The organism is Mycobacterium sp. FW102-FHT13B02, from assembly GCF_058790275.1.
In genome coordinates this window covers 400,654-419,031 of the sequence record NZ_JBYTCM010000004.1, presented here as the reverse complement: position 1 = coordinate 419,031, position 18,378 = coordinate 400,654, and the positions used below count along the sequence as shown (strand labels likewise).

23 protein-coding genes are annotated in these 18,378 nt (G+C 63.4%); 16 read left to right on the top strand and 7 right to left on the bottom strand.

Annotated elements, in window-relative coordinates:
* Positions 1-25: 25 nt before the first annotated feature.
* The 8 genes from AC3WTE_RS10030 (at position 26) to AC3WTE_RS09995 (ending at position 6,740) form a co-directional block, all read left to right on the top strand.
* Positions 26-1,627 (top strand): hypothetical protein, encoded by a 1,602-nt coding sequence (locus AC3WTE_RS10030; protein ID WP_492437301.1) that lies wholly within the window; start codon positions 26-28, stop codon positions 1,625-1,627.
* Positions 1,624-1,860 carry a zinc finger domain-containing protein gene (locus AC3WTE_RS10025; RefSeq protein WP_492437300.1) on the top strand — a complete coding sequence of 79 codons (237 nt, stop codon included), beginning with the start codon at positions 1,624-1,626 and terminating at the stop codon, positions 1,858-1,860. Before AC3WTE_RS10030 ends, AC3WTE_RS10025 begins: the two co-directional genes overlap by 4 nt.
* Positions 1,861-2,163: 303 nt before the next feature.
* The gene (locus tag AC3WTE_RS10020; RefSeq protein WP_492437299.1) at positions 2,164-2,631 is read left to right on the top strand and encodes a hypothetical protein; all 468 of its coding nucleotides are present in this window, start codon (positions 2,164-2,166) and stop codon (positions 2,629-2,631) included.
* Positions 2,628-3,512, top strand: a complete 885-nt coding sequence (locus AC3WTE_RS10015; RefSeq protein ID WP_492437298.1) for a hypothetical protein — start codon at positions 2,628-2,630, stop codon at positions 3,510-3,512. Before AC3WTE_RS10020 ends, AC3WTE_RS10015 begins: the two co-directional genes overlap by 4 nt.
* A 326-nt stretch (positions 3,513-3,838) precedes the next feature.
* Entirely contained in the window at positions 3,839-5,044 is a 1,206-nt protein-coding gene (locus tag AC3WTE_RS10010; protein WP_492437297.1) for a hypothetical protein, read from the top strand.
* Positions 5,044-5,430: an HNH endonuclease gene (locus AC3WTE_RS10005; RefSeq protein ID WP_492437296.1), complete on the top strand. Its 387-nt coding sequence runs from the start codon at positions 5,044-5,046 to the stop codon at positions 5,428-5,430. The genes AC3WTE_RS10010 and AC3WTE_RS10005 overlap by 1 nt, the downstream gene beginning before the upstream one ends.
* A 177-nt stretch (positions 5,431-5,607) precedes the next feature.
* The gene (locus AC3WTE_RS10000) at positions 5,608-6,135 is read left to right on the top strand and encodes a hypothetical protein (RefSeq protein ID WP_492437295.1); all 528 of its coding nucleotides are present in this window, start codon (positions 5,608-5,610) and stop codon (positions 6,133-6,135) included.
* 389 nt (positions 6,136-6,524) lie between these two features.
* Positions 6,525-6,740, top strand: coding sequence for a hypothetical protein (locus AC3WTE_RS09995; protein ID WP_492437294.1), 216 nt, complete (start codon positions 6,525-6,527; stop codon positions 6,738-6,740).
* Between the two features lie 21 nt (positions 6,741-6,761).
* On the opposite strand, the gene AC3WTE_RS09990 is transcribed toward AC3WTE_RS09995, so the two are convergent.
* The 4 genes from AC3WTE_RS09990 to AC3WTE_RS09975 are packed head-to-tail and all read right to left on the bottom strand — an operon-like array spanning position 6,762 to position 7,895.
* Positions 6,762-7,028, bottom strand: coding sequence for a hypothetical protein (locus AC3WTE_RS09990; protein ID WP_492437293.1), 267 nt, complete (start codon positions 7,026-7,028; stop codon positions 6,762-6,764).
* 43 nt (positions 7,029-7,071) lie between these two features.
* The gene (locus AC3WTE_RS09985) at positions 7,072-7,485 is read right to left on the bottom strand and encodes a hypothetical protein (protein WP_492437292.1); all 414 of its coding nucleotides are present in this window, start codon (positions 7,483-7,485) and stop codon (positions 7,072-7,074) included.
* On the bottom strand, positions 7,485-7,634 hold the full coding sequence (locus AC3WTE_RS09980; protein WP_492437291.1) for a hypothetical protein: 150 nt from the start codon (positions 7,632-7,634) through the stop codon (positions 7,485-7,487). Before AC3WTE_RS09980 ends, AC3WTE_RS09985 begins: the two co-directional genes overlap by 1 nt.
* Positions 7,635-7,652: 18 nt before the next feature.
* Positions 7,653-7,895, bottom strand: coding sequence for a DUF2188 domain-containing protein (locus AC3WTE_RS09975; protein WP_492437290.1), 243 nt, complete (start codon positions 7,893-7,895; stop codon positions 7,653-7,655).
* Between the two features lie 361 nt (positions 7,896-8,256).
* On the opposite strand from AC3WTE_RS09975, the gene AC3WTE_RS09970 reads away from it, so the two are divergent.
* From AC3WTE_RS09970 to AC3WTE_RS09945, 6 genes are all read left to right on the top strand, one after another.
* On the top strand, positions 8,257-8,652 hold the full coding sequence (locus tag AC3WTE_RS09970) for a Panacea domain-containing protein (RefSeq protein ID WP_492437289.1): 396 nt from the start codon (positions 8,257-8,259) through the stop codon (positions 8,650-8,652).
* Positions 8,653-8,655: 3 nt separating this feature from the next.
* Positions 8,656-9,138, top strand: a complete 483-nt coding sequence (locus AC3WTE_RS09965) for a hypothetical protein (protein WP_492437288.1) — start codon at positions 8,656-8,658, stop codon at positions 9,136-9,138.
* A 95-nt stretch (positions 9,139-9,233) separates the two neighbouring features.
* On the top strand, positions 9,234-9,557 hold the full coding sequence (locus tag AC3WTE_RS09960; protein WP_492437287.1) for a hypothetical protein: 324 nt from the start codon (positions 9,234-9,236) through the stop codon (positions 9,555-9,557).
* A gap of 67 nt (positions 9,558-9,624) precedes the next feature.
* Complete coding sequence (locus tag AC3WTE_RS09955) at positions 9,625-9,978, top strand: DUF2510 domain-containing protein (RefSeq protein WP_492437286.1); 354 nt, start codon at positions 9,625-9,627, stop codon at positions 9,976-9,978.
* 548 nt (positions 9,979-10,526) lie between these two features.
* A complete protein-coding gene (locus tag AC3WTE_RS09950; protein ID WP_492437285.1) occupies positions 10,527-12,008 on the top strand; it encodes an SNIPE associated domain-containing protein in 1,482 nt (493 codons plus the stop codon).
* Between the two features lie 277 nt (positions 12,009-12,285).
* Positions 12,286-13,749, top strand: coding sequence for a bifunctional phosphatase PAP2/diacylglycerol kinase family protein (locus AC3WTE_RS09945; protein WP_492437284.1), 1,464 nt, complete (start codon positions 12,286-12,288; stop codon positions 13,747-13,749).
* On the opposite strand, the gene AC3WTE_RS09940 is transcribed toward AC3WTE_RS09945, so the two are convergent.
* Entirely contained in the window at positions 13,746-15,476 is a 1,731-nt protein-coding gene (locus AC3WTE_RS09940; protein WP_492437282.1) for an acyl-CoA dehydrogenase family protein, read from the bottom strand. The two genes, AC3WTE_RS09945 and AC3WTE_RS09940, sit on opposite strands and share 4 nt — an antisense overlap.
* 74 nt (positions 15,477-15,550) lie before the next feature.
* Positions 15,551-16,723 carry an aromatic ring-hydroxylating oxygenase subunit alpha gene (locus AC3WTE_RS09935; protein WP_492437280.1) on the bottom strand — a complete coding sequence of 391 codons (1,173 nt, stop codon included), beginning with the start codon at positions 16,721-16,723 and terminating at the stop codon, positions 15,551-15,553.
* Between the two features lie 111 nt (positions 16,724-16,834).
* Here AC3WTE_RS09935 and AC3WTE_RS09930 point away from each other — a divergent pair, with 111 nt between their 5' ends.
* Both AC3WTE_RS09930 and AC3WTE_RS09925 read left to right on the top strand, forming a co-directional pair.
* The gene (locus tag AC3WTE_RS09930) at positions 16,835-17,464 is read left to right on the top strand and encodes a TetR/AcrR family transcriptional regulator (RefSeq protein WP_492437278.1); all 630 of its coding nucleotides are present in this window, start codon (positions 16,835-16,837) and stop codon (positions 17,462-17,464) included.
* A gap of 43 nt (positions 17,465-17,507) precedes the next feature.
* On the top strand, positions 17,508-18,053 hold the full coding sequence (locus tag AC3WTE_RS09925; protein ID WP_492437276.1) for a pyridoxamine 5'-phosphate oxidase family protein: 546 nt from the start codon (positions 17,508-17,510) through the stop codon (positions 18,051-18,053).
* Positions 18,054-18,075: 22 nt separating this feature from the next.
* Here AC3WTE_RS09925 and AC3WTE_RS09920 read toward each other — a convergent pair whose 3' ends face one another.
* Positions 18,076-18,324: a hypothetical protein gene (locus tag AC3WTE_RS09920; RefSeq protein ID WP_459368019.1), complete on the bottom strand. Its 249-nt coding sequence runs from the start codon at positions 18,322-18,324 to the stop codon at positions 18,076-18,078.
* Positions 18,325-18,378: the final 54 nt, after the last annotated feature.

Sequence of the window (18,378 nt, the reverse complement as noted above, 5' to 3'; positions counted from 1 at the left end):
CCGAGCCTCACTGAACCTCGGGGCCATGTTCGTTGCCCCATCCGGCGGAGGCAAAGGCGTCTCCGACAAGGTCGCTCGCCTCGCGTGGCCCGCAGCGATCATCGAACGCCCCGTGGGATCCGGCGAAGGCATCTCCGCACTGTTCACACCACCGAAAAAAGAAGGCGTAGAACCGATCACCCGCGCCATTCTGTCCGTACCCGAGGTCGACACTCTCACCGGCCTCGCAGCCCGCCAAGGGAACATCTTGCTGGCGCAGCTCAAAGGCGCCTTGATGGGTGAGCTCATCGGCCAGTCGAATGCCTCAGAGGCCACCACACGGGTTGTGCAGCCACACACCTACCGCTGCTGCCTCTCCATCGGTGCTCAACCCGGGCACGCTCAGGTGATCTTCAATGACGCCACCGGCGGCTCGCCGCAACGGTTCCTCTGGTTCCCAACCACCGACCCCGACATGCCTGCCACCGCGATTGCCGACCCCGAGCCGCTGAACACGCGGCTGCCGGCATGGTCGCTGATGTCAGACGACGTCGTGGAGATTCAGTATGCGACCGACGAGATACGCGCGACCATCATCGAAGCGCACCTAGCACGCCAGCGCGGACAAGGCGACGCCCTCGACGGTCACGCACTACTCACTCGCTGCAAGGTGGCTGCGGCGGTCGCAATCCTGCACCACCGGATGGTCGTCTCGGAGCAGGACTGGGAGCTGTCCGGCGTCGTCATGACCAAATCCGATCAGACGCGCGCATGGATGATCGAGCAAGCCAAAGTAGCGGCACGGGCAAGGGTTCGAGAGCGGGCCATCGCCCGCGCTGAAGGCGACAGGGTCTACGACAGCCGCCTGCTCGACGGCGTGAAGAACAGCATCCTGCGGACCCTTGAACGCGATGGAGAGCAAGCCGGCAATGTGCTGCGCAGTCGCATGGGCAAGCGGGATCGGCGCGACATGTTCGACCAGGCAATCGCGTTGCTGGAATACGAGGGCCTCGTGGTAGCCATAGCAGTTGACCGGGGCTCTCGATATCGACTCGCGGGGGTTCAGGGTGAACCGTCGGTTCAGGGTACATATCCGCAGGTTAAGCAGGGTGAACCTGAAGTTCAGGGTGAACCAGAAGGTACTGTTACAGCGCTAAATTCGCGGCGGTCGTATACCAAGAGCGACGGCAGGCAGTCTTGCCGAGACTGGCTCACCAGCTACCTCGACGAGCAATTACGTGGCGGCGTACAGCTGCGCGAATCGTCGGCCGTCTATGACGCAGGAGAAGCTGCGGGATACAGCAAGTCCGCCATCGCCGGCGCCATCAGCAGCGCCAAGGACCGCGGCCGAGTCCGCGTGTACTCCACCGAAGGTCGCAATGTGACCTTCTGCATCGACCCCGCCATGCCCGTCAATTACAAGACGGTTGAGCAGCGCATCGATGACTACCTAGACCGCCTGGGTCCCGGTGCTCAGCAGGTCGACCAGGATCATTTCTACGCGTTCGCCACTGCGGCTGGCATGGATCCCGAAACTGCCAGAAAGACACTGGTCCGGTCAGACCGAATCGAGTCGATACCAGCGCGCGGCGACTCCAAGAGCGAGCGCATATGGCTCATAGTCCGGGCTGACGGGGAATCGGCATGAGCCGCCGTCGAGGCCGGCCGATATGGGCCGCATACGCCGACACCAACGCCTTGTCGGTCCCATGCACGAACTGCCAAGCCGAACAGGGCATCTGGTGCACCAAGCCAGACGGCCGGGTCAGCAAGGTGCCATGTGTCGCCCGGATCGCAGCAGCCGACATCGCACCGGCCGATGAACGCAGGTCCGCAATAGATTTCAGCCAGCCACGCCACCCACACCAGGACGATGGCTAGCCCGCCGGACGGCATGATCGCGCTGCCGGCCGCCTTAGTCGTGTCCGCTGGTCACGTCGCTGCCGAACTCATCCGCCGCTGCCACACAGCCGGTCAGCCCGTCCCGGCTGGCGTGCTGAGCACAATGAACGCATTAACTGAAGCTATTGCCGTGGGCGGCAACAACATTGGACATATCACAAGCCAAGAGACACCCTGGATGTCGATAGCCGAGTTTGCGAATGCCACCGGAATACCAAGGCGAACAATCCGGTACCGAGCAGCCGCAGGGCTAATCGCAGGCGCACAGAAAGTAGGACGAGAATGGGTGATCCCATCAACCGCGAGGACGTAATCGCCGCACTACGCGGCATGAACGATGTCGACCGCGCCGTTGCCTACGCAGAAGCGAACGCCCGCCGCTCGGAGGACGCACGCGACGATCTCCGTGCCGAGTTCGCTAAGCACCTCGGCGACGACCGCGCCGACGCGTACACCGCCAACGTCCGCGCGGACGCCTTCCTCACAGACGGAACTGTCGACGTCGCGAAGGTCAAGCAACACGTCAGCGCACTATTCGGAACCGTCACCCCCGCAACGCAATACGGCCAGGCAAGCGGACCCGTCGGCGGCCCTCAACCCGGCGACACCGGCCGCGCAGAAGCAGCCAAACGGTTCGGCGGGGAGTTCACGCCAAGTCCTATCGGTCAACCAGCCGCCCAGCGCGGCGCCGCAGGTGCAGCCGCAGCCGCCAAACGCTTCGGCACCACCACGAACAAAGGGAACAAATGACGCGATCCATTGGCGACTCCGGTGAAGCCGCCATCATCCTGCAGAACGCCGCCGAAAACCCGTTCTACGCGACGGCCATCCGGACGCCAGAGCACCTACAGGCCGTCGAGCTCCGCGACGCTGCACTCGCCTGGCGCGGCGAACTTGAAGCAGCACCAACACCAGCACCCCCGACGTCCGCTGACGGCATCGCCGACTACCTTGCCGCCATCTCCGCGGCGGCCGACGCCCAACGCGACATAGATCAGCAATACACCGCGCTGACGACGGTCGCCAACGCCGCCGACAGCCATATCGCCGGCGCCGTCAACCTGCTGCCCGATCGTGTGCTGACATCCCTAGCTGCCGACCTCGCAAACCTCATGGCTTCCGCGACGAAGATCGTGGCGCAGCTCGACGGCGCCACGACCGCCGACCAGGCCATCACCGCCGGCAAAACGAAGCCCTGGTCACAGCTGCCCGCGCTGCGCGCCGACTACGACGCGATCCGCGACGCACAACGAATGGTCCTGGGCTACAAGTGGACACAAAATCAATCCCACTACTTAGACGACCCCATCGCGACCCCGTTGGTGCTCAAAAACATCGACGCCGTTATGCCCTCTTGGCTCGACCCCGACACCACCAGCACCACCCTGGCGGCCGCACCACCCGACCCCCGCCCATGGCCAGCCGACTCTGTGCAGCAACTCATTTGGATGGTCACCAGCAACGCCGAAATCTGGCTGCCCACCACGAAGCAATTCCAGCAATGGATCATCGAGCACCGCGCCCGCATAGACAACTTCGAACCGAAGAGCTGGCAGCAGATGCAGAAGAAACCGAAGACCGACCAGCGGCCTCCGGTCGCCTGGCAATCCACCGCAACCGCATCTAACTGAAAGGCCAAACATGTCCACCTTTGACGACTACCAAGCCAACCCCGCCTCGGTACCGCCACTCACCCGAGCAGTATGCGACGGTTTTCCGCGCGACACCGCCGGCTTCGTACACGGTCCGACTTTGGGCGACACAGCCTTTCGTGCGCTGTTGGACGCGCTCGCCGCAATGGAGCAGAAGCAAATCAGCCACGGTTGGTGAACCCGAAACTAGGTGCGGCGGCGTCAATCCAAAGCTGTTCAGGGCAAAGGGCATTCAGGACCACGACCCATATCGTGAGAGACGTACCTGCGCCGCCGCACCAACCACCACCCGAGAGCGGGGCCACATGACCAACATCATCGACCAACACCCGCAACGCTTCGGCTGGCGATGGTGGCGACTCGACGACACCGGCACACGACTCTTGTCCCCAATCCACAAGGGTGCCATGAACTTCGGCCGCAGCTTCGCCCAAGCAGACTGCACGCACACCAGCGATCCGTTCGCACTCGCCACCGACTGCAGCTGCGGTATCTACTTTTACCCCCACCATCGCGTTGTCGCAGGCCCTGACGAATTCGCGGAAAGCATGCGCAGAAGGACCAGGACCAGCCCCTCGCACGTCGTCTTAACCTTCGGCGTCGCTGTCGGCGCCGTTTTCTCTGACCCAGTCATCCCCGACATCGCCAGCCGCACAAGGAGATGGCGCATCCTCGCGATGGCGCTGCCCACAAAATCCGCCACGGCCGGCGAACTGCAACAGCGCTACGGCGTCAACGTCCACCAAGGCCGACCATTCACCGCCGAAACAGTGCACTACATCGAGGCCGTCGCACGAGCCGAACTCCGCAACCACACCGCAGACCAGTACTTCGACTCGCTACGACACGAACCAGTCTGGGCCACCGAGGACCACATCCTCGACACCCACCCCACCCAGTTCGGCTGGCGCATATGGCACCTCCAGCTCCACAACGGCCGACTCGCATCCCCGTTCTTCCGCGACTGGCGCACAGTCAACAAGACCTACTTCACGCGCTCGCTCGCGTTGAAGTCCTACTTCCAGAATGGGCGACGCTGCTTCGAAGCCGAATGCGCCCACGGCAATACGCTGCCGTCGCCCAACTGCCACTGCGGCATCACCTACGCGCCCAGTGCCTACTACCTAATGAGCGTCGCGATCGCCGCAGCCGACACACCCAACATCGCCGAAGCCGGATACCTCAACGTGCCATGGGCCTACACGTTCGGCTTCACCAGCGAACCTGGCCTCGGCTGCGACATCAACACCGGACCCAGCCTCCGCGCCAAGCGCTACACACCACTAACGATCCTCATCCCCACCGTAGGAAAACCACTCGCAGAGCAGCCACTCGCCGACATGGTGAAGACACGCCACGGCAACGTCGACCTTCGGCTCTTCCGCGCCGGCCGCGCCAGCCACAGACGCGACGACGTCATCGAAGAGCTCTACAACACCGAGCGTCACATGCGCGCACAGCTGGCCGGCACAGACCCACACACGTTCTTCAACGACGGGAGCAGCACCTGATGCCACGCGCACCACGACCATGCCCAAAACCACACTGCGACAACCTGATCACAGACACGAAGTACTGCGACGAACACACCGAAGCATGGTCAGGCACCACAACCGGCCAAGGCTCAACGTGGGCATGGCGCAAAGTCCGCGCAGCCGTCCTCGAGCGAGATCGCCACCGCTGCCAACTCCAATACGACTGCTGCACAGGCACAGCCACCGAGGTCGACCACATCGACCCCATCGCCGAAACCGGAGGCAACCGCTCGGTCATCCCACCAGTCAGCCGACTGCAATCAGTCTGCGCGCCCTGCCACACCCGGCGCACACAGAACCAAGCACGCGCCGGACGGTCACGATGGAAACGTCAACCAGAACCACACCCAGGCCTCCGCTGACCAATCCAATCCCAACGCGAGACTGACACCCCATGGGTACCACCCCCGCCCCCGCCCGCGACCGGCCACCGAGACGCACTGTGGATCGGGGTGGCTGCACGCATGCGCGCAGGTTTCGCGTTACGGCTACCGGCGGCACATTTTCGGGTTTTTCGGGGCCGCTGGAAGGGGTGGTGAATGGCTAAGTTGACGTGTTCGAACTGCGGAAATCCGTTCCTGGGCCGCGCAGGCTCGAAGTACTGTTCGCCGGCGTGCAAGCAGCGTGCGCACCGGCGTAACCGTAACGCCCAGACCGTCACCGTTACGGTTCCCGCCGTGGAAGGGTCGCATTTCAAACGCGACCCTTCCAGTCATTCCGCGGAGGCTGTGGCGCTGCTGGCAGCGTTAGACGCCGAGCTGGCCGACAACTCCGAAAGCCTCGGTTTGTCGGTCGACGAGCCGTTGATCTGGTCGGCTGCGGAGTCTGAGGTGCTGGAGATGGTGGCGACGTGTGTGGACCGGCGGGTCGATCTGTGGGCCCGGTATCTCGGCTCGGATGAGAGCAGAGTCCGCGTGAAGTTGTCGGCCGAGCTGCGGCTGCTCGAGATGAACATCGCGCGGTTGCTCAGGTCGATCAGCACTAGCCTGCCGGCGCCGCCGTCGGCAGTGACGGTGAAGGCGCAGCGGGCGGCGAATACGCGGTGGCGCAAGGGGACTGGTGCCTAGGGTCAGCCGGCCGGCGGGTGGTCGAGGCCGTGGCGGTTATCGGGTGCCAGGGGTGTACGCCTCGCTGCTGGAGCGCGAGCTGCGGCAGGTTGAGAAGCACGACCCGCGGGGGTGTCGGCCGACAGCGGACGGCATGGGCTGCTTCTGCCGACCGCGGCGCCTGCTCGAGGCGTTGGAGGCCGGCCAGCCGGTGTTGGTGCCGCGGTGGTTCATCCGCCGGGATCAGGCGGTGTTGCCGTGGCCGGCGTCGGTGCGGTCCGTGGAGGTGTCCACGGATGATGTTGTGCGGCCATCGAATTCTGCCGTGAGCTATCCGGGGCGCGCCGTTAGCGAGTAGTTTGTCCGTTGCGGGGGGATCGTCTTGGGAATTCCCCCACGAGGGAGAAGCGATGTTCCGCACGCTCAAGATGTCGATCGGCGCCGCTGCTGCTGCGGTCGCTGCTATCGCCGTGGCGGCCCCGGCGCATGCCGACAATATCGACTTCGGCACTGACCAGGCCGCGTGCAAAGCCGCAGCGCAACAGGCCAACGCGTCTGGTAACGCCAGCGCGTTCTGTTTCCAGACCGGCCCGGGCCACTACGCCCTGTACTACACCCGGCGCTGACACGAACGAAGATCGGGGGATTTACCCGGTCGTGAGGCCGTTGAACTTTTGCTGCGCGGTCCACGCGGTGCCGTAGGTGCCGTGCCCGTCGCCGGCGAGCACTTCCGCATGCTGATTGTCGGCGCGGGCCGCGATATCGGCGCGCCTGCACGCGGCCGCCAACTGATTAGCCGCATACCTGTCGTAGAGGTCACGTCCATACCGGAACACCAACACCAACCCCACCACAGTCGCGATCAGCTTCCAGTGCAGGCCAACGAAACCGACCAGAAATAACATGCTGACCATGATCCGAATGTACGCCGCTTGTACGACGGATCGCTGCCGCTAACTAGCAGTCGTTGCCAGCCTGCAACAGGACGTGTTTGAGGCGCGGCGCAGGTCGTGCTTCAACGTTGTAGCCGGGGTTTTGGTCGGCCCAGGCGATCTCGTAGCAGTCGCGGTAGCCGGCGGCGGCATCGGCAGTACTGCCCTGGTGCATCTGCACCCACCCGTCGAGTGTGCTGGTGCAATGCACTAGGTCGACGTTGCCGATCTCGACCGCTGAGTCGGGTGGCCCCGTCGAACCATCGGAATATGCCGGGTGGCGATATCGGTGCCACTCAATGAGGTCACGATCAGTTTTCAGGTCGCAGGACTGTTTGGTGATCGTCGACAGAGTGCCGGGCGCGGCTGCCGCGCCCGGCTGAACCCCATACGCAGTGAGTATGAAGATGGCTGCACCGCACCCGCTAATCCGCCACATCAGTCGAATTTGGCCGTCGCTGCGGCGACGCAGCCGATATGTATGCCTCGGTCTGCTGCATCTTGCGGGGTGTAGGTGACGCCGTTGGGGATGTGCCGCTTCACGTACAGGTAGTCCTCACGTATCTGGATCGGCTTGTCACAGAGCATGCAATTCATCGGGGTGACCTAGCCTTTCGGCGGGTAAGGGTCGTTGCCTGGCGCTATGGTGCTGGAGTCGCGGATCTGGCCTTCGCGGTTGTGGATTCGGAGTTCGCCGCCCCCGTCGTTATGGAGAATTTGTCGGGCGCGGTCGACGGCTTCGGCTTGGGTGTCGTAGTGGGCACTGGCACGGGATGCGCCAGGCTTTTCGACGTCCCACCCGCCTTTCGGGTTCGGGACGACGTTGCGCTGATTCGGTTTGTCGGCCATGTGGCAAATGCTGCCACCCCTTGGCCGACGCCATGGTCAATATCGGCGAGGTGGGCCAGGCGCGGGGTAGCTTCATTGGCGCGGGGCCGCAGCCATAGCTGTTGCGTACTCCAAAGTACTGCCGCTGCGGTCCCGTCCCACCTGGGTCTTTCCTGGCCCACATGACGCTGTGCGCTTCGCGTGAATCCCGCCACGCCGCGCGTGATTTATCCGCTGAGCGGGTAAATCTGTCGTACGGCGCGTGTAATACTGACGTTGTAGATAGCAGCGAACGGACTGACCGGGCTGATTGTTAGAGGGGCAGAAGGCCATGGCGAACGTTCACGATGTAGCCGCATACATACTCGGCAAGGCCGGGCCAATGACGGCCATGAAGTTGCAGAAACTCGTCTACTACTCGCAGGCGTGGCACTTGGTGTTCGACGGATTCCCGCTCTTCAGCTCCAGGATTGAGGCGTGGGCCAACGGCCCCGTTGTCCGAGACCTGTATCGGGCGCATCGCGGGCGCTACAGCCTCGACGCAGGCGACATCGGCGGCAATCCAGCGGCGCTGTCGCCGTCCGAACGCGGCACGATTGACGCGGTTCTCAGTGCCTACGACCACTTGGACGCGACGCAACTCAGCGTCTTGTCGCACTCCGAACCGCCGTGGCGAGATGCCCGGGCCGGACTGCGTGATGGGCAGCGGGGCGAGGCTGAGATTGACACCGCCTCGATGCTCGAGTACTTCGAGGCGAAGCATCGAGGCCAGCAGTAGAAGTTGTGTAGCGCGAAGGAAATCCCGACCCAGCCTGAGCCCAAATCGGCGGCAATCGCGAAATCCATTGGGCGGCAGGCCCCGTTACCTGTCGGCAACCCGAATGCGTGTTTGCGATTCAGGTTCAACCGATTCGACGACAAAGGCCCAGGCAAGCTCCTGGATCTAAGTCAGTCGAAGAACAAGAGCAAGACGCTACTGACCACGCTTCTCACTCGCCTCGGAAATCTTGAGTCGCAGACGGCTGCCGAGGTATTCCGTCCTGGCGAAGACGTCGGCGTGATCTACAAAGTCGAGGACCTTCCCACTGCGGAATCACGACGTCGGCTTGAGGATTTGGAGCTGGACGACATCACGGAGCTTGCGCGGATATCGGTCGGCAATCTCGCACGGCTTTATGGGTTGCTCTCGGACGATAGAACGGAGTTCTTCGCGCTGTGGTGGGATCACTCCCACAAAATCTGGCCGTCGAGGAAGTGGGAGTAGCCCCGCAGCTCCTGGTCGAATCGTCGCGATGTCTCTCAGATGGGGATTAGACGTATGTCGATGCCGTTCGGTTCCATCGAACGTATGATCGAACAGTGGGTGACCTGCCGGCAATAAGCGATACCGGCCGACACCCGGCGACCGACTTCCGCCGGGTCGACCCACCACGCACCGTGCAGATCGACCTCGCCACCCTGTTCCCACGCCAGCCACACCACCGTGAGCAGTACCAGCCCGGCGGCCTACAGCTCCATCTGGTCGTCACAGGCCAGCTCACACGCTGGGCGCGCTGTGTCAAGGGTCAGTGGTGGGGGCTCGTGACCTACCCCGTGGTGTTCGGGACGCAGCAGAAGACGGTCACCCACTGGGTACCGGGATGGGTGCTGAAAGCGGTCGGGTGCGGGCCGGTATCGACATGAATAGTCGCTGTACGAATTGGCGTGAACTCGCTGTGTACACCTACCGAGCGGCACTACGCTGCGCGGCATGACTGCTGCACCGCCGCCACCGAACGTCGCCCCCGGTTGGTATCCAGACCCCAGCGGTGCGCCGATCATCCGGTACTTCGACGGCTACCAATGGACCGCGAACACCGCGCCAGCATCAGCGCCCCTCGCCGGCGAACGCCGGTTCACCATTCACTACGGTTTCGCGCTGCTCGCGCTCTTCTCACTTCTCGGCACCGTCATTCCTTGCATCGGTCTGTTCTCCACCGCAGGCGACCCCGATGCGGGTGGCGTTGGCGTCGGGATGGGCGTCATGTGGGCACTGTGGGGCGGCATGTGGACCATCGTCTGGGCGGCGTTCGCCATCAATCACACGCTGAAATCGCGCCGCTGACGGGCAGCCCCGCGGGTCACATCAGGGTCACAAGGCAGCACCATTCACCTGCACTCGCCCACACCACCACATACCCATCTTCCGAGGTCAGTGGACCGCAGCGACGCACAGGCACTCAGCCAAACGACTCCGACCGTATTCCCAAGCTGAATACGCGGGTTCGATTCCCGTCATCGGCTCCATGAAGAGCAGCAGAACGCTGTTCGAACTGTTCGATTACCCAGCCCCGGGTCACGAATTGTCACAACCCGGTTCAAGGTCTCACCCGCAGACTTGAGCGCTTCGCCCTGAAGATGCGCATACAGCCTCATTGTCAGGCTTGCATCTTTGTGGCCGATCGAGGCCGCGATCACGGCGACGGACACCCCATAGATGCATCAGCATCGCGCACATGTGGCCGGCCGCGTGCAGCAGGATGTGTCTGGCCTCGGCGTCTTCAACGGCATCGCGCCAGTACAGGGACACCACTGCCACAGAAAGTCATGGCGCCACCGCCTGATGTCGGCGGTTCTTGTCCTTTGACGGTCGTCGCGTATGACGATACCTCTGTGACGACTCCTCAAGGCTGGTATCCAGATCCGCAGGAACGCGGCGTGCTGCGCTACTGGGACGGCGCACATTGGACTAGCTCTACCTCAACGGGCGCGGCGGCCCCAAGCTCCGATCCCACACCGGTGCAACCGGCCCCGCCAGAGCCGCCCGTTGAATCGATGCATCCGGACAAGATCCCGGTCTTCGGGGCAAGGAAACTTGCCGAACAGCTGCAGCATGAGAACCACGAGCTTCGGCAAGAAGTCCAAGAGCTGCGGCGGCAGAATCAGGAGCTTAACGCTGTCATCGACCGGATGGGTGCGATGACGCTTCTCGACGTTCAAGCTGAAACCCAACGCCTCACGACCGCCCTGGACCGGCTGCGCACTGACAAAACCCACCTTGAGTCGGCGCTCAACACCGAAAAAATCGCGCTGGAGAAGGAAATCCAGCAGGTCCGTTCGGAACTCGTCGAAACGCAGGGTCTTGTCCAAATGCAAGACGTCGGCCTATACCAGTATCACCATCCAGCTGAGTCATCGGTCGCGTTGCGCGAAGAATTGGAGCGTGTCCGCGGACGAATCAAGGAATACGTCCGTTCCAAGGCGGCGATCTCCGCGAACTACAACTTCACCTTCAACAACTCTGCCGCGCAGGGACGCAGGTTTGTCGACGAAATGTCGCGAATCATGTTGCGAGCGTATAACGCCGAGGCGGAGAACTGCGTCAAGACTGTTAAGGCCGGCAACCTACTTGCCGCGCAAGCCCGGCTCGAGAAGGCAGTCGCACAAATCGAGAAACAGGGCAGGATGATCGACCTCCGCGTAACGCCCTCCTATCACGAATTTCGGCTGCTTGAACTTCGACTAGCCGCGGATTTTCAGATGCAACTTCAACAAGAAAAGGAAGCCGAAAGAGAGCATCGTGCCGAACTACGCGAACAACAAAGAGCCCAACAGGAGCTGGAAGCAGAGCGGCAAAGGTTACTGAAGGAACACGCCCACTACTCAAACGTCGTGGCCAAGCTTGACGCCAGCGGCGACTCAGCCGGCGCTGAACGGGTACGCGAGAAGCTCGCCGACGTCCAGCACGCCATCGAGCACGTTGACTACCGTGCGGCCAACATCCGTGCTGGCTATGTGTACGTCATCTCAAATATCGGATCTTTCGGACGAAACATGGTGAAAATCGGTCTGACACGACGCCTAGACCCGCTGGACCGTGTGCGCGAGCTAGGCGATGCCTCCGTGCCATTCCTGTTCGATGTCCACGCGCTGTTCTTCTCCGATGACGCCGTGACAGTTGAGCGGAAGCTACATCAGGCGTTGGAATCGAAGCGGGTGAACAAGATGCGGCCCCGACGTGAGTTCTACTACGCCTCACCCGAAGAAGTTCTGCCGCTCCTGCAATCCACTGTGGGGGAAGTCGTTGAGTACACCGTGACACCCGCTGCTGAGGAATACCGCTTCAGCCTCGGAACACCGGATACAACGCTGTAGGAGGCTTGAGCGACATCCTCACGCGTAGCGCACTCGGTGCACCGTTTCCTTACCCGTTACGGGCTGACCAAACTGCGATGGGTAGATCGGCTCACCGGACGCGTTCGGGTGCACACACGCGCAAGCGCGTATCAATGTGATCCTGTGCCTCGCAACGCCTGATTCACGCACGTGCGCTTCGGCGCACGCATCGAATCCAAGCTGAATACGCGGGTTCGATTCCCGTCATCGGCTCCACGAAGGTTGAACTCCCGCCACAACGGATACTTTGGGCGCCATGGACGTGCACGCGATCGGCAAGGGCCTGGGAACGTTGGACCGTGAGGTCTTCGAGGCGGTCGCCGGGTCACCAAGCCCCTTGCTAGACGGCGTCATGCCCGGCTTGACCAGAGCGGCAGACCATTCGAAGTTGTGGTTCGCCCTCGCCGCCGCCATGGGAGCGCTGGGCAGCCAGTCTGTGCGGCGGGGCGCGGCGCGCGGCGTCGTCAGTCTGGCGGTGACCAGCCTGGTGACGAATCAGCTGGCCAAACGGATCTGGCGGCGACCGCGGCCAGACCGCAGCCTGATACCGCTCATCCGGCAGACGAAGCGCGTCCCCACCTCGAATTCCCTGCCGTCCGGCCACTCCGCGAGCGCCGCGGCCTTCGCCGTGGGCGTCGGCCTGGAGTCCCCGGCGGCCGGTCTGCCGCTGGCGCTGCTCGCCGGGATGGTCGGGCTGTCCCGGGTGGCCACCGGGGCGCACTATCCCGGCGATGTGTTCGCCGGATTCGGCATCGGCGCCGCGATCGCAGTGCTGGGCGCACGCATCGTCCCGACCATTCCCGCCACCACGCTGCCGACGTCGGATCCGTTACGGTTCCACACCGAGCGCCGACCGGAGGGCGAGGGCGTGGCATTGGTGATCAACCCGCGTTCCGGCGACGGGACGGGCGCGCGAATCCTTGAAGAGTCTCGAAAAGCCTTGCCGCGTATGGAAATCGTCGAACTCGACGACGACGATGACATCGAGGCCGTGCTGCGGGAAACGGCGGCACGCACGGAGGTGCTCGCGGTAGGTGGCGGCGACGGGACGGTGGCAGGCGCGGCGGCGATCGCCGTCGAGGTGGGTGTCCCCCTGGCGGTGTTCCCCGGTGGCACCTTCAACCACTTCGCCAAGGACATCGGCTGCGATTCGGTGGCCCGCACCGTCCAGTCGATCAAGGACGGCTCCGCGGCGTACGTCGACCTGGTGTGCCTCAATGAGGAACGCATGGTGATCAACACCGCCAGCATCGGCGCCTACCCGAACTACGTGCGGATGCGCGAGAAACTGGAACGCCGGATGGGCAAGCGCCTGGCCGGGATGTGCGCGCTGTATCTGACGCTGCGCCGGGAAGCTCCGGTGCGAATCCGCTACGACGACAAGGCCCTTGAGACCGAATTGTTCTTCCTGGGGAATTCGACGTACTTCCCGTCCGGGTTCGCCCCGTCGGTACGGCCGCGTCTGGATGACGGTCTGATCGACGTGCGAATCCTGGAAACCGGGCGGCGGTTCAGCCGGTTGCGCATCGCGACGGCCGTCGCGCTGGGTCGGCTCGAACGCAGCCCGCTCTACCACGAACTGCAGGTGCCGCAGTTCCGGTTCGTCGCCGTCGACGGCCCGACCACCGTCGCGCACGACGGTGAGGTGGGCGAGCAGTTGAGCGAGGCCAGCTTCACCGTGCGGTATCGGGCGCTACCGGTATTTCGTCCGCTGACCTAGGGCCGCATCTCGTAGGCACCGTCGTAGGACGCGACCTGCGCCCAGACTCGATCGAAACGAGCCGCATCGGTGACGGGCTTGCGGATGGCCGACAACGCCCACTCCTGTTGTGCCACCGTCGAGCTCGGTTTGCCGTGCAGCGCAACCGCATACGATGAGAAGTCACGGATCTGGAAGTCGAAGATCTGGTCCAGCAGGTCGTGGTCGAGCCCGATCAGTTCAGCCTGCTCGAGGATCAACTGCCCGTAGACGACGAGCGTGAACAAGTGCCCAACAACCAGGACGAAGTCGAGGTCGCGTTGCTGGTCGGCATCGGGTGCCGCCGACATCAACAGGTCCTTGAACGCCAGCACCTGTTCGAAGAAGCGGGCCACATTCGGGATCTCGAGGTTCCGTTCGTACACCGGCGCCCAATCGGCGAACTGAACCTTGGATGCGCCGCGCGCAGGCCCCTGCGCCCAGAAGAAGACGTCGTCGGCCGCGTCATCGCGGCGGCCGATCGGCGGATAGCTCGCCGGGTTGAACATGTAATTCGGCATGAATTTCAGGATCTGCGCGACGTTTACGTGCACGGTGCCCTCCAGCCGGGGCAGGGCACCGATCAGGCGGTTCACCTCGCTGAAGTAGGTGTTCTTCTCGAACCCTTTGGCGGCCAACACATCCCATAGCAGGGTGATGACTCGTTCGCCCTCGGAGGTGACCTTGGACTTGGTCACGGGGTTGAAGAGCAGGTAGCGACGGTCCTCGAGGCCGGCACTGCGGAAGTAGTCGATGGCGCGATCGCTGAACAGCTTCATCGCGATCAGCCGGGCGTAGACGTCGACGAACGAGGCGCGCACGTGCGGGAAGTCGGTGACCGGGTTGCCGTAGAGAATCCGGTTGTTTGCGTGCGTGATGGCCTCGTAGAAGGCGTGCTCACACATCCCGATGGAGCCGCTGCACAAGTTGAACTTGCCGACGTTGACAGTGTTCAGGGCCGCCGAGAACGCCTCCGGCCCGGTGCACAGGATGTCCTCCTCATGCACCGGATAGTCGTTGAGCCGGAACGTGCTGACGAACATCTGCCCGTGTACCACATTGTCGATCAGCTGGTAGTTCTCGTGACCGCTGTCCGCGACGAACCACACGTAGCCGTCGGGTCCGTCGACGTCGGTGCGACGCGAGAACACCGACACCATGCCCGCCACGTTGCCGTTACCGATGTAGTACTTCTCCCCCGACGCCCGGAACACCACGCCCTCGTCGGACGTCGGCGTCAGCAGCATGTCGGTGTTGTAGATATCGGCGCCATGCTCACGTTCGGACAGCGCAAAGGCCATGACCCCGCCGGCTTCGAGCTGCGCGGCGGCTCGTTCCTTGGCCTTGATGTTGTCGCTCTGCCAGATCGGGCCGAGCCCGAGGATGGTGACCTGTTCGGCGTACCAGTACGCCAGCCCGTAGAAGCCGAGGATCTCGCTCAGCACGGCATTACGCGACGTGTCCCAGCGTTTGTTCGGATCACCGTCCGCGAACTCCGAGGGCGTCAGGAACGTCGCGAAAACGCGCTCCCGCTTGATGAATTCGAGAAAGTCGGCGACCCACGTCGCATCCAAATCGTCCTGCAGCAGCCGCGCTTTGCCGCGCTCCTCAAACCATGCGATCAGCGCCCGCAGCTGGCGCCGCGTCTCCGGATCGAATTTCTGAGGGTCGAAGTCGTGCGGGTTGAGCAGCAATCCGGAGTTCGGCATGGGGCTCTCCTTCGGCGCGGGTGTGGCACCGAATCTAGCGCCCGGACGCTCGGAAAACGGCAGATTGCGTGTCCTTATTCGAGCGCCACACCGAGCTCCTCGGCGAACACCCTGATCATGTGTTGCACGCCAATCTCGTTGCGGCCGATGATCATGTGGCCGTGCTGGCCGTGCCTGACGCCTTCCCCGCACTGGGGCAACATGGCGAAGTCCTCGTCGACGACCGCGGCGTGGACGTTGTCGTACACCTGGTCGTAGACGGCGCGAATCGCGTCGTCGGTGGCCGGCACGCGGCCCATCCAGCTGTGCCGCACCGAGCATCGGGTCGGTTCCCCGGCCGGCAGGATGTCGATGATCTCCACACCGACCGGGCTGTTCGCCAGGATGAGATTGGGATAAATCCAGTAGATGACGCCCATGTTCTGGTGCGGATCCCACGAGCCAGACGGGTCGTCGGCAAGGTTGGCGACCCAGTTGAAGGGAAAGCCGATGCGATGGTGCTTGCCATACTCGTCGTACACCCCGGTGTTGGGCAGGGTGTTCTGTCCAATCACGCTCTCGCCGTGGACAAATGGAAAGTGGTATCCCTCAGCGAACGCTTCCAGGGCACCCTTCCACGACACTTGGGACTGGAACTCCTTCTCCGTGTGATAGCCGTATGAGGCGTAGTTCATCAGCTCGAGTTCTGGGCCGATGGACCCGAGGTGGCTATCAACATCGATGGCAGCGCCGGCGGTCAGCACGGCCCAGATGAAGCCATGGCGCTCCTCACTCGGCAGCTCAACGAGTCCGTAGTCGGCCTTGTTCATCGAATCGAACCCCGCCTTGCCGGGAACGGTGAACAGTTCGCCCGTGTTCTTGTAGCTCCACGCGTGGTACGGGCACGTGAACCGTGCGGCGTTACCGGCCCCGCAGGCCGGCTTCGCGCCGCGGTGGCGGCAGTAGTTGAGGAACACGTGACTGACGCCGTCACGATCGCGGGTCACCAATAGCGAATCACCGAGCACCGAGCGCACGACGTAGTCGTTGACGTTGGGCATCTGTACCGACGGCACGATCGCAAGGGGCACGCGGCGCAGCACCTGCGACTCCTCGATCTCAGTGATTTTCGGGTCGCGGTAGTAGTGCAACGGAACCCGCAGTTCACGGTCGGCCATGTCCGTCGTCTTGTCGACCGAGTGACGCACGGCGCGCCTGGTCAGTTCCTCGTCCTGATTGCTGACCGGTCCTTCGGCGATCGCCGTCATCACTGACCTCATTTCACGTTCGGGTATAGCCGGACCATACATCAGACGCCCGATGTATGGTCAAGAGTCGGTGGCGTTCGCCGAAGCACAACGGGATGAAAGTATGCGGTGATGCGCAGGCACGGCTGGTCTGGTGACATCCCCGTCGACGACGAGGAGGCGATTCGGCGCATTGTCAGCGCGGCCCGCGCATCGATCGACGCGCGCGGTTCGGTGAGCGTGTCCGACGTCGCCACGGAACTCGGGATTACCCGGCAGACGGTGTATCGCTATTTTCCGACCCTTGACGCACTGATGACGGGCACGGCGTTGTCGGCAGTCGAAGGCTTTCTGGACCGCTTGGCCGACGACCTGCAATCGATCACCGATCCCACCGAGGCCGTGATCGAAGGCATCGCCTACACCCTGGAACAGCTCCCGAACGATCGCTACCTGAGCTTGGTCATGCACCCCGGCAGAGCGAGTGCCTTCGCCGCCGGCGTCACCTCCGAAACGTCGATTTCGTTCGGCCGGTCGATCCTCGAGCGCTTTCAGGTCGATTGGGCCGCAGCGGGTTTCAGCGGCCGGCAGCTCGACGAACTTGTCGAGTTCATGCTGCGCACACTGCAGTCGTTCATCTTGGATCCCGGCGGCCCTGAGCGGCACGGCGCGGAGCTGCGCGCTTTTCTCCGTCGCTGGGTCGCACCGGCGGTCCAGATGCATCACACGAGTTGCGCGCCTTCACCGCATCCCGGCATCTGAAACTCGCTCGCCCCTCCCCTCACCGCCGTGCAAGCATGCCCGTATGGCCAAGCAGTTCCCCGAGATCACTGACAGGTTCCGCACCTTCATTGCCGCGCAGAGCATGTACTTCGTGGCGACGGCGGCGCGCGACGGCCGGGTGAACCTGTCCCCGAAGGGCTTGGACTCTCTGCGCGTCCTTGGGCCTAACCGCGTGGCCTGGCTGAACCTCACCGGCAGCGGCAACGAGACCTCGGCGCACCTGCTGGACAACCCGCGGATGACGCTGATGTTCTGCTCGTTCGATCGCGAGCCGCTGATCCTGCGGCTGTACGGCACCGCCCGTGAGGTCGCGCCCGGCGATGCGGACTGGGCCGAGCTCTACAGCCAGTTCCCGCCCCACATCAGCGCACGTCAGATCTATGACCTGACCGTGGATCTCGTGCAGACCTCGTGCGGCTTCGGCGTGCCGCTCATGACGGTCGAGGCAGAGCGCGTCCTGCTCGACACCTGGGGCGAGAAGAAGGGGCCGGAAGGCGTCGCGGAGTACTGGCAGCAGAAGAACCTGTCGAGTATCGACGGTGCGCCGACGAAGCTCGGGTTGGATTGACCCGCGGCGCTTCAGCTTTCGGCTACGCAACCATGACGTCGACGGACAGCCGCTCCCCGAGGGCGTAGACGGTCGGCCAATCCTGGCTCTGTGCAGCCGATTCCAGTGCCTCGATCAGCGGCGTCTCCACACCTAGTTCGGCGAGCCACGTCGACACCGTGGCCGCGATCTGCTCCCCGGGCACCTCTTCGGCGCGCCGGCCGTGCAGGCGGTCGACCACCACGAAGGTCGGCGTTGCGGAGCGCCGGCGGCGGAAGTCGATGATGCTCATGCCAATTACACGCCACGGGCGTCAAAAAGGTTCACCGCGACCGAGCACACCTAC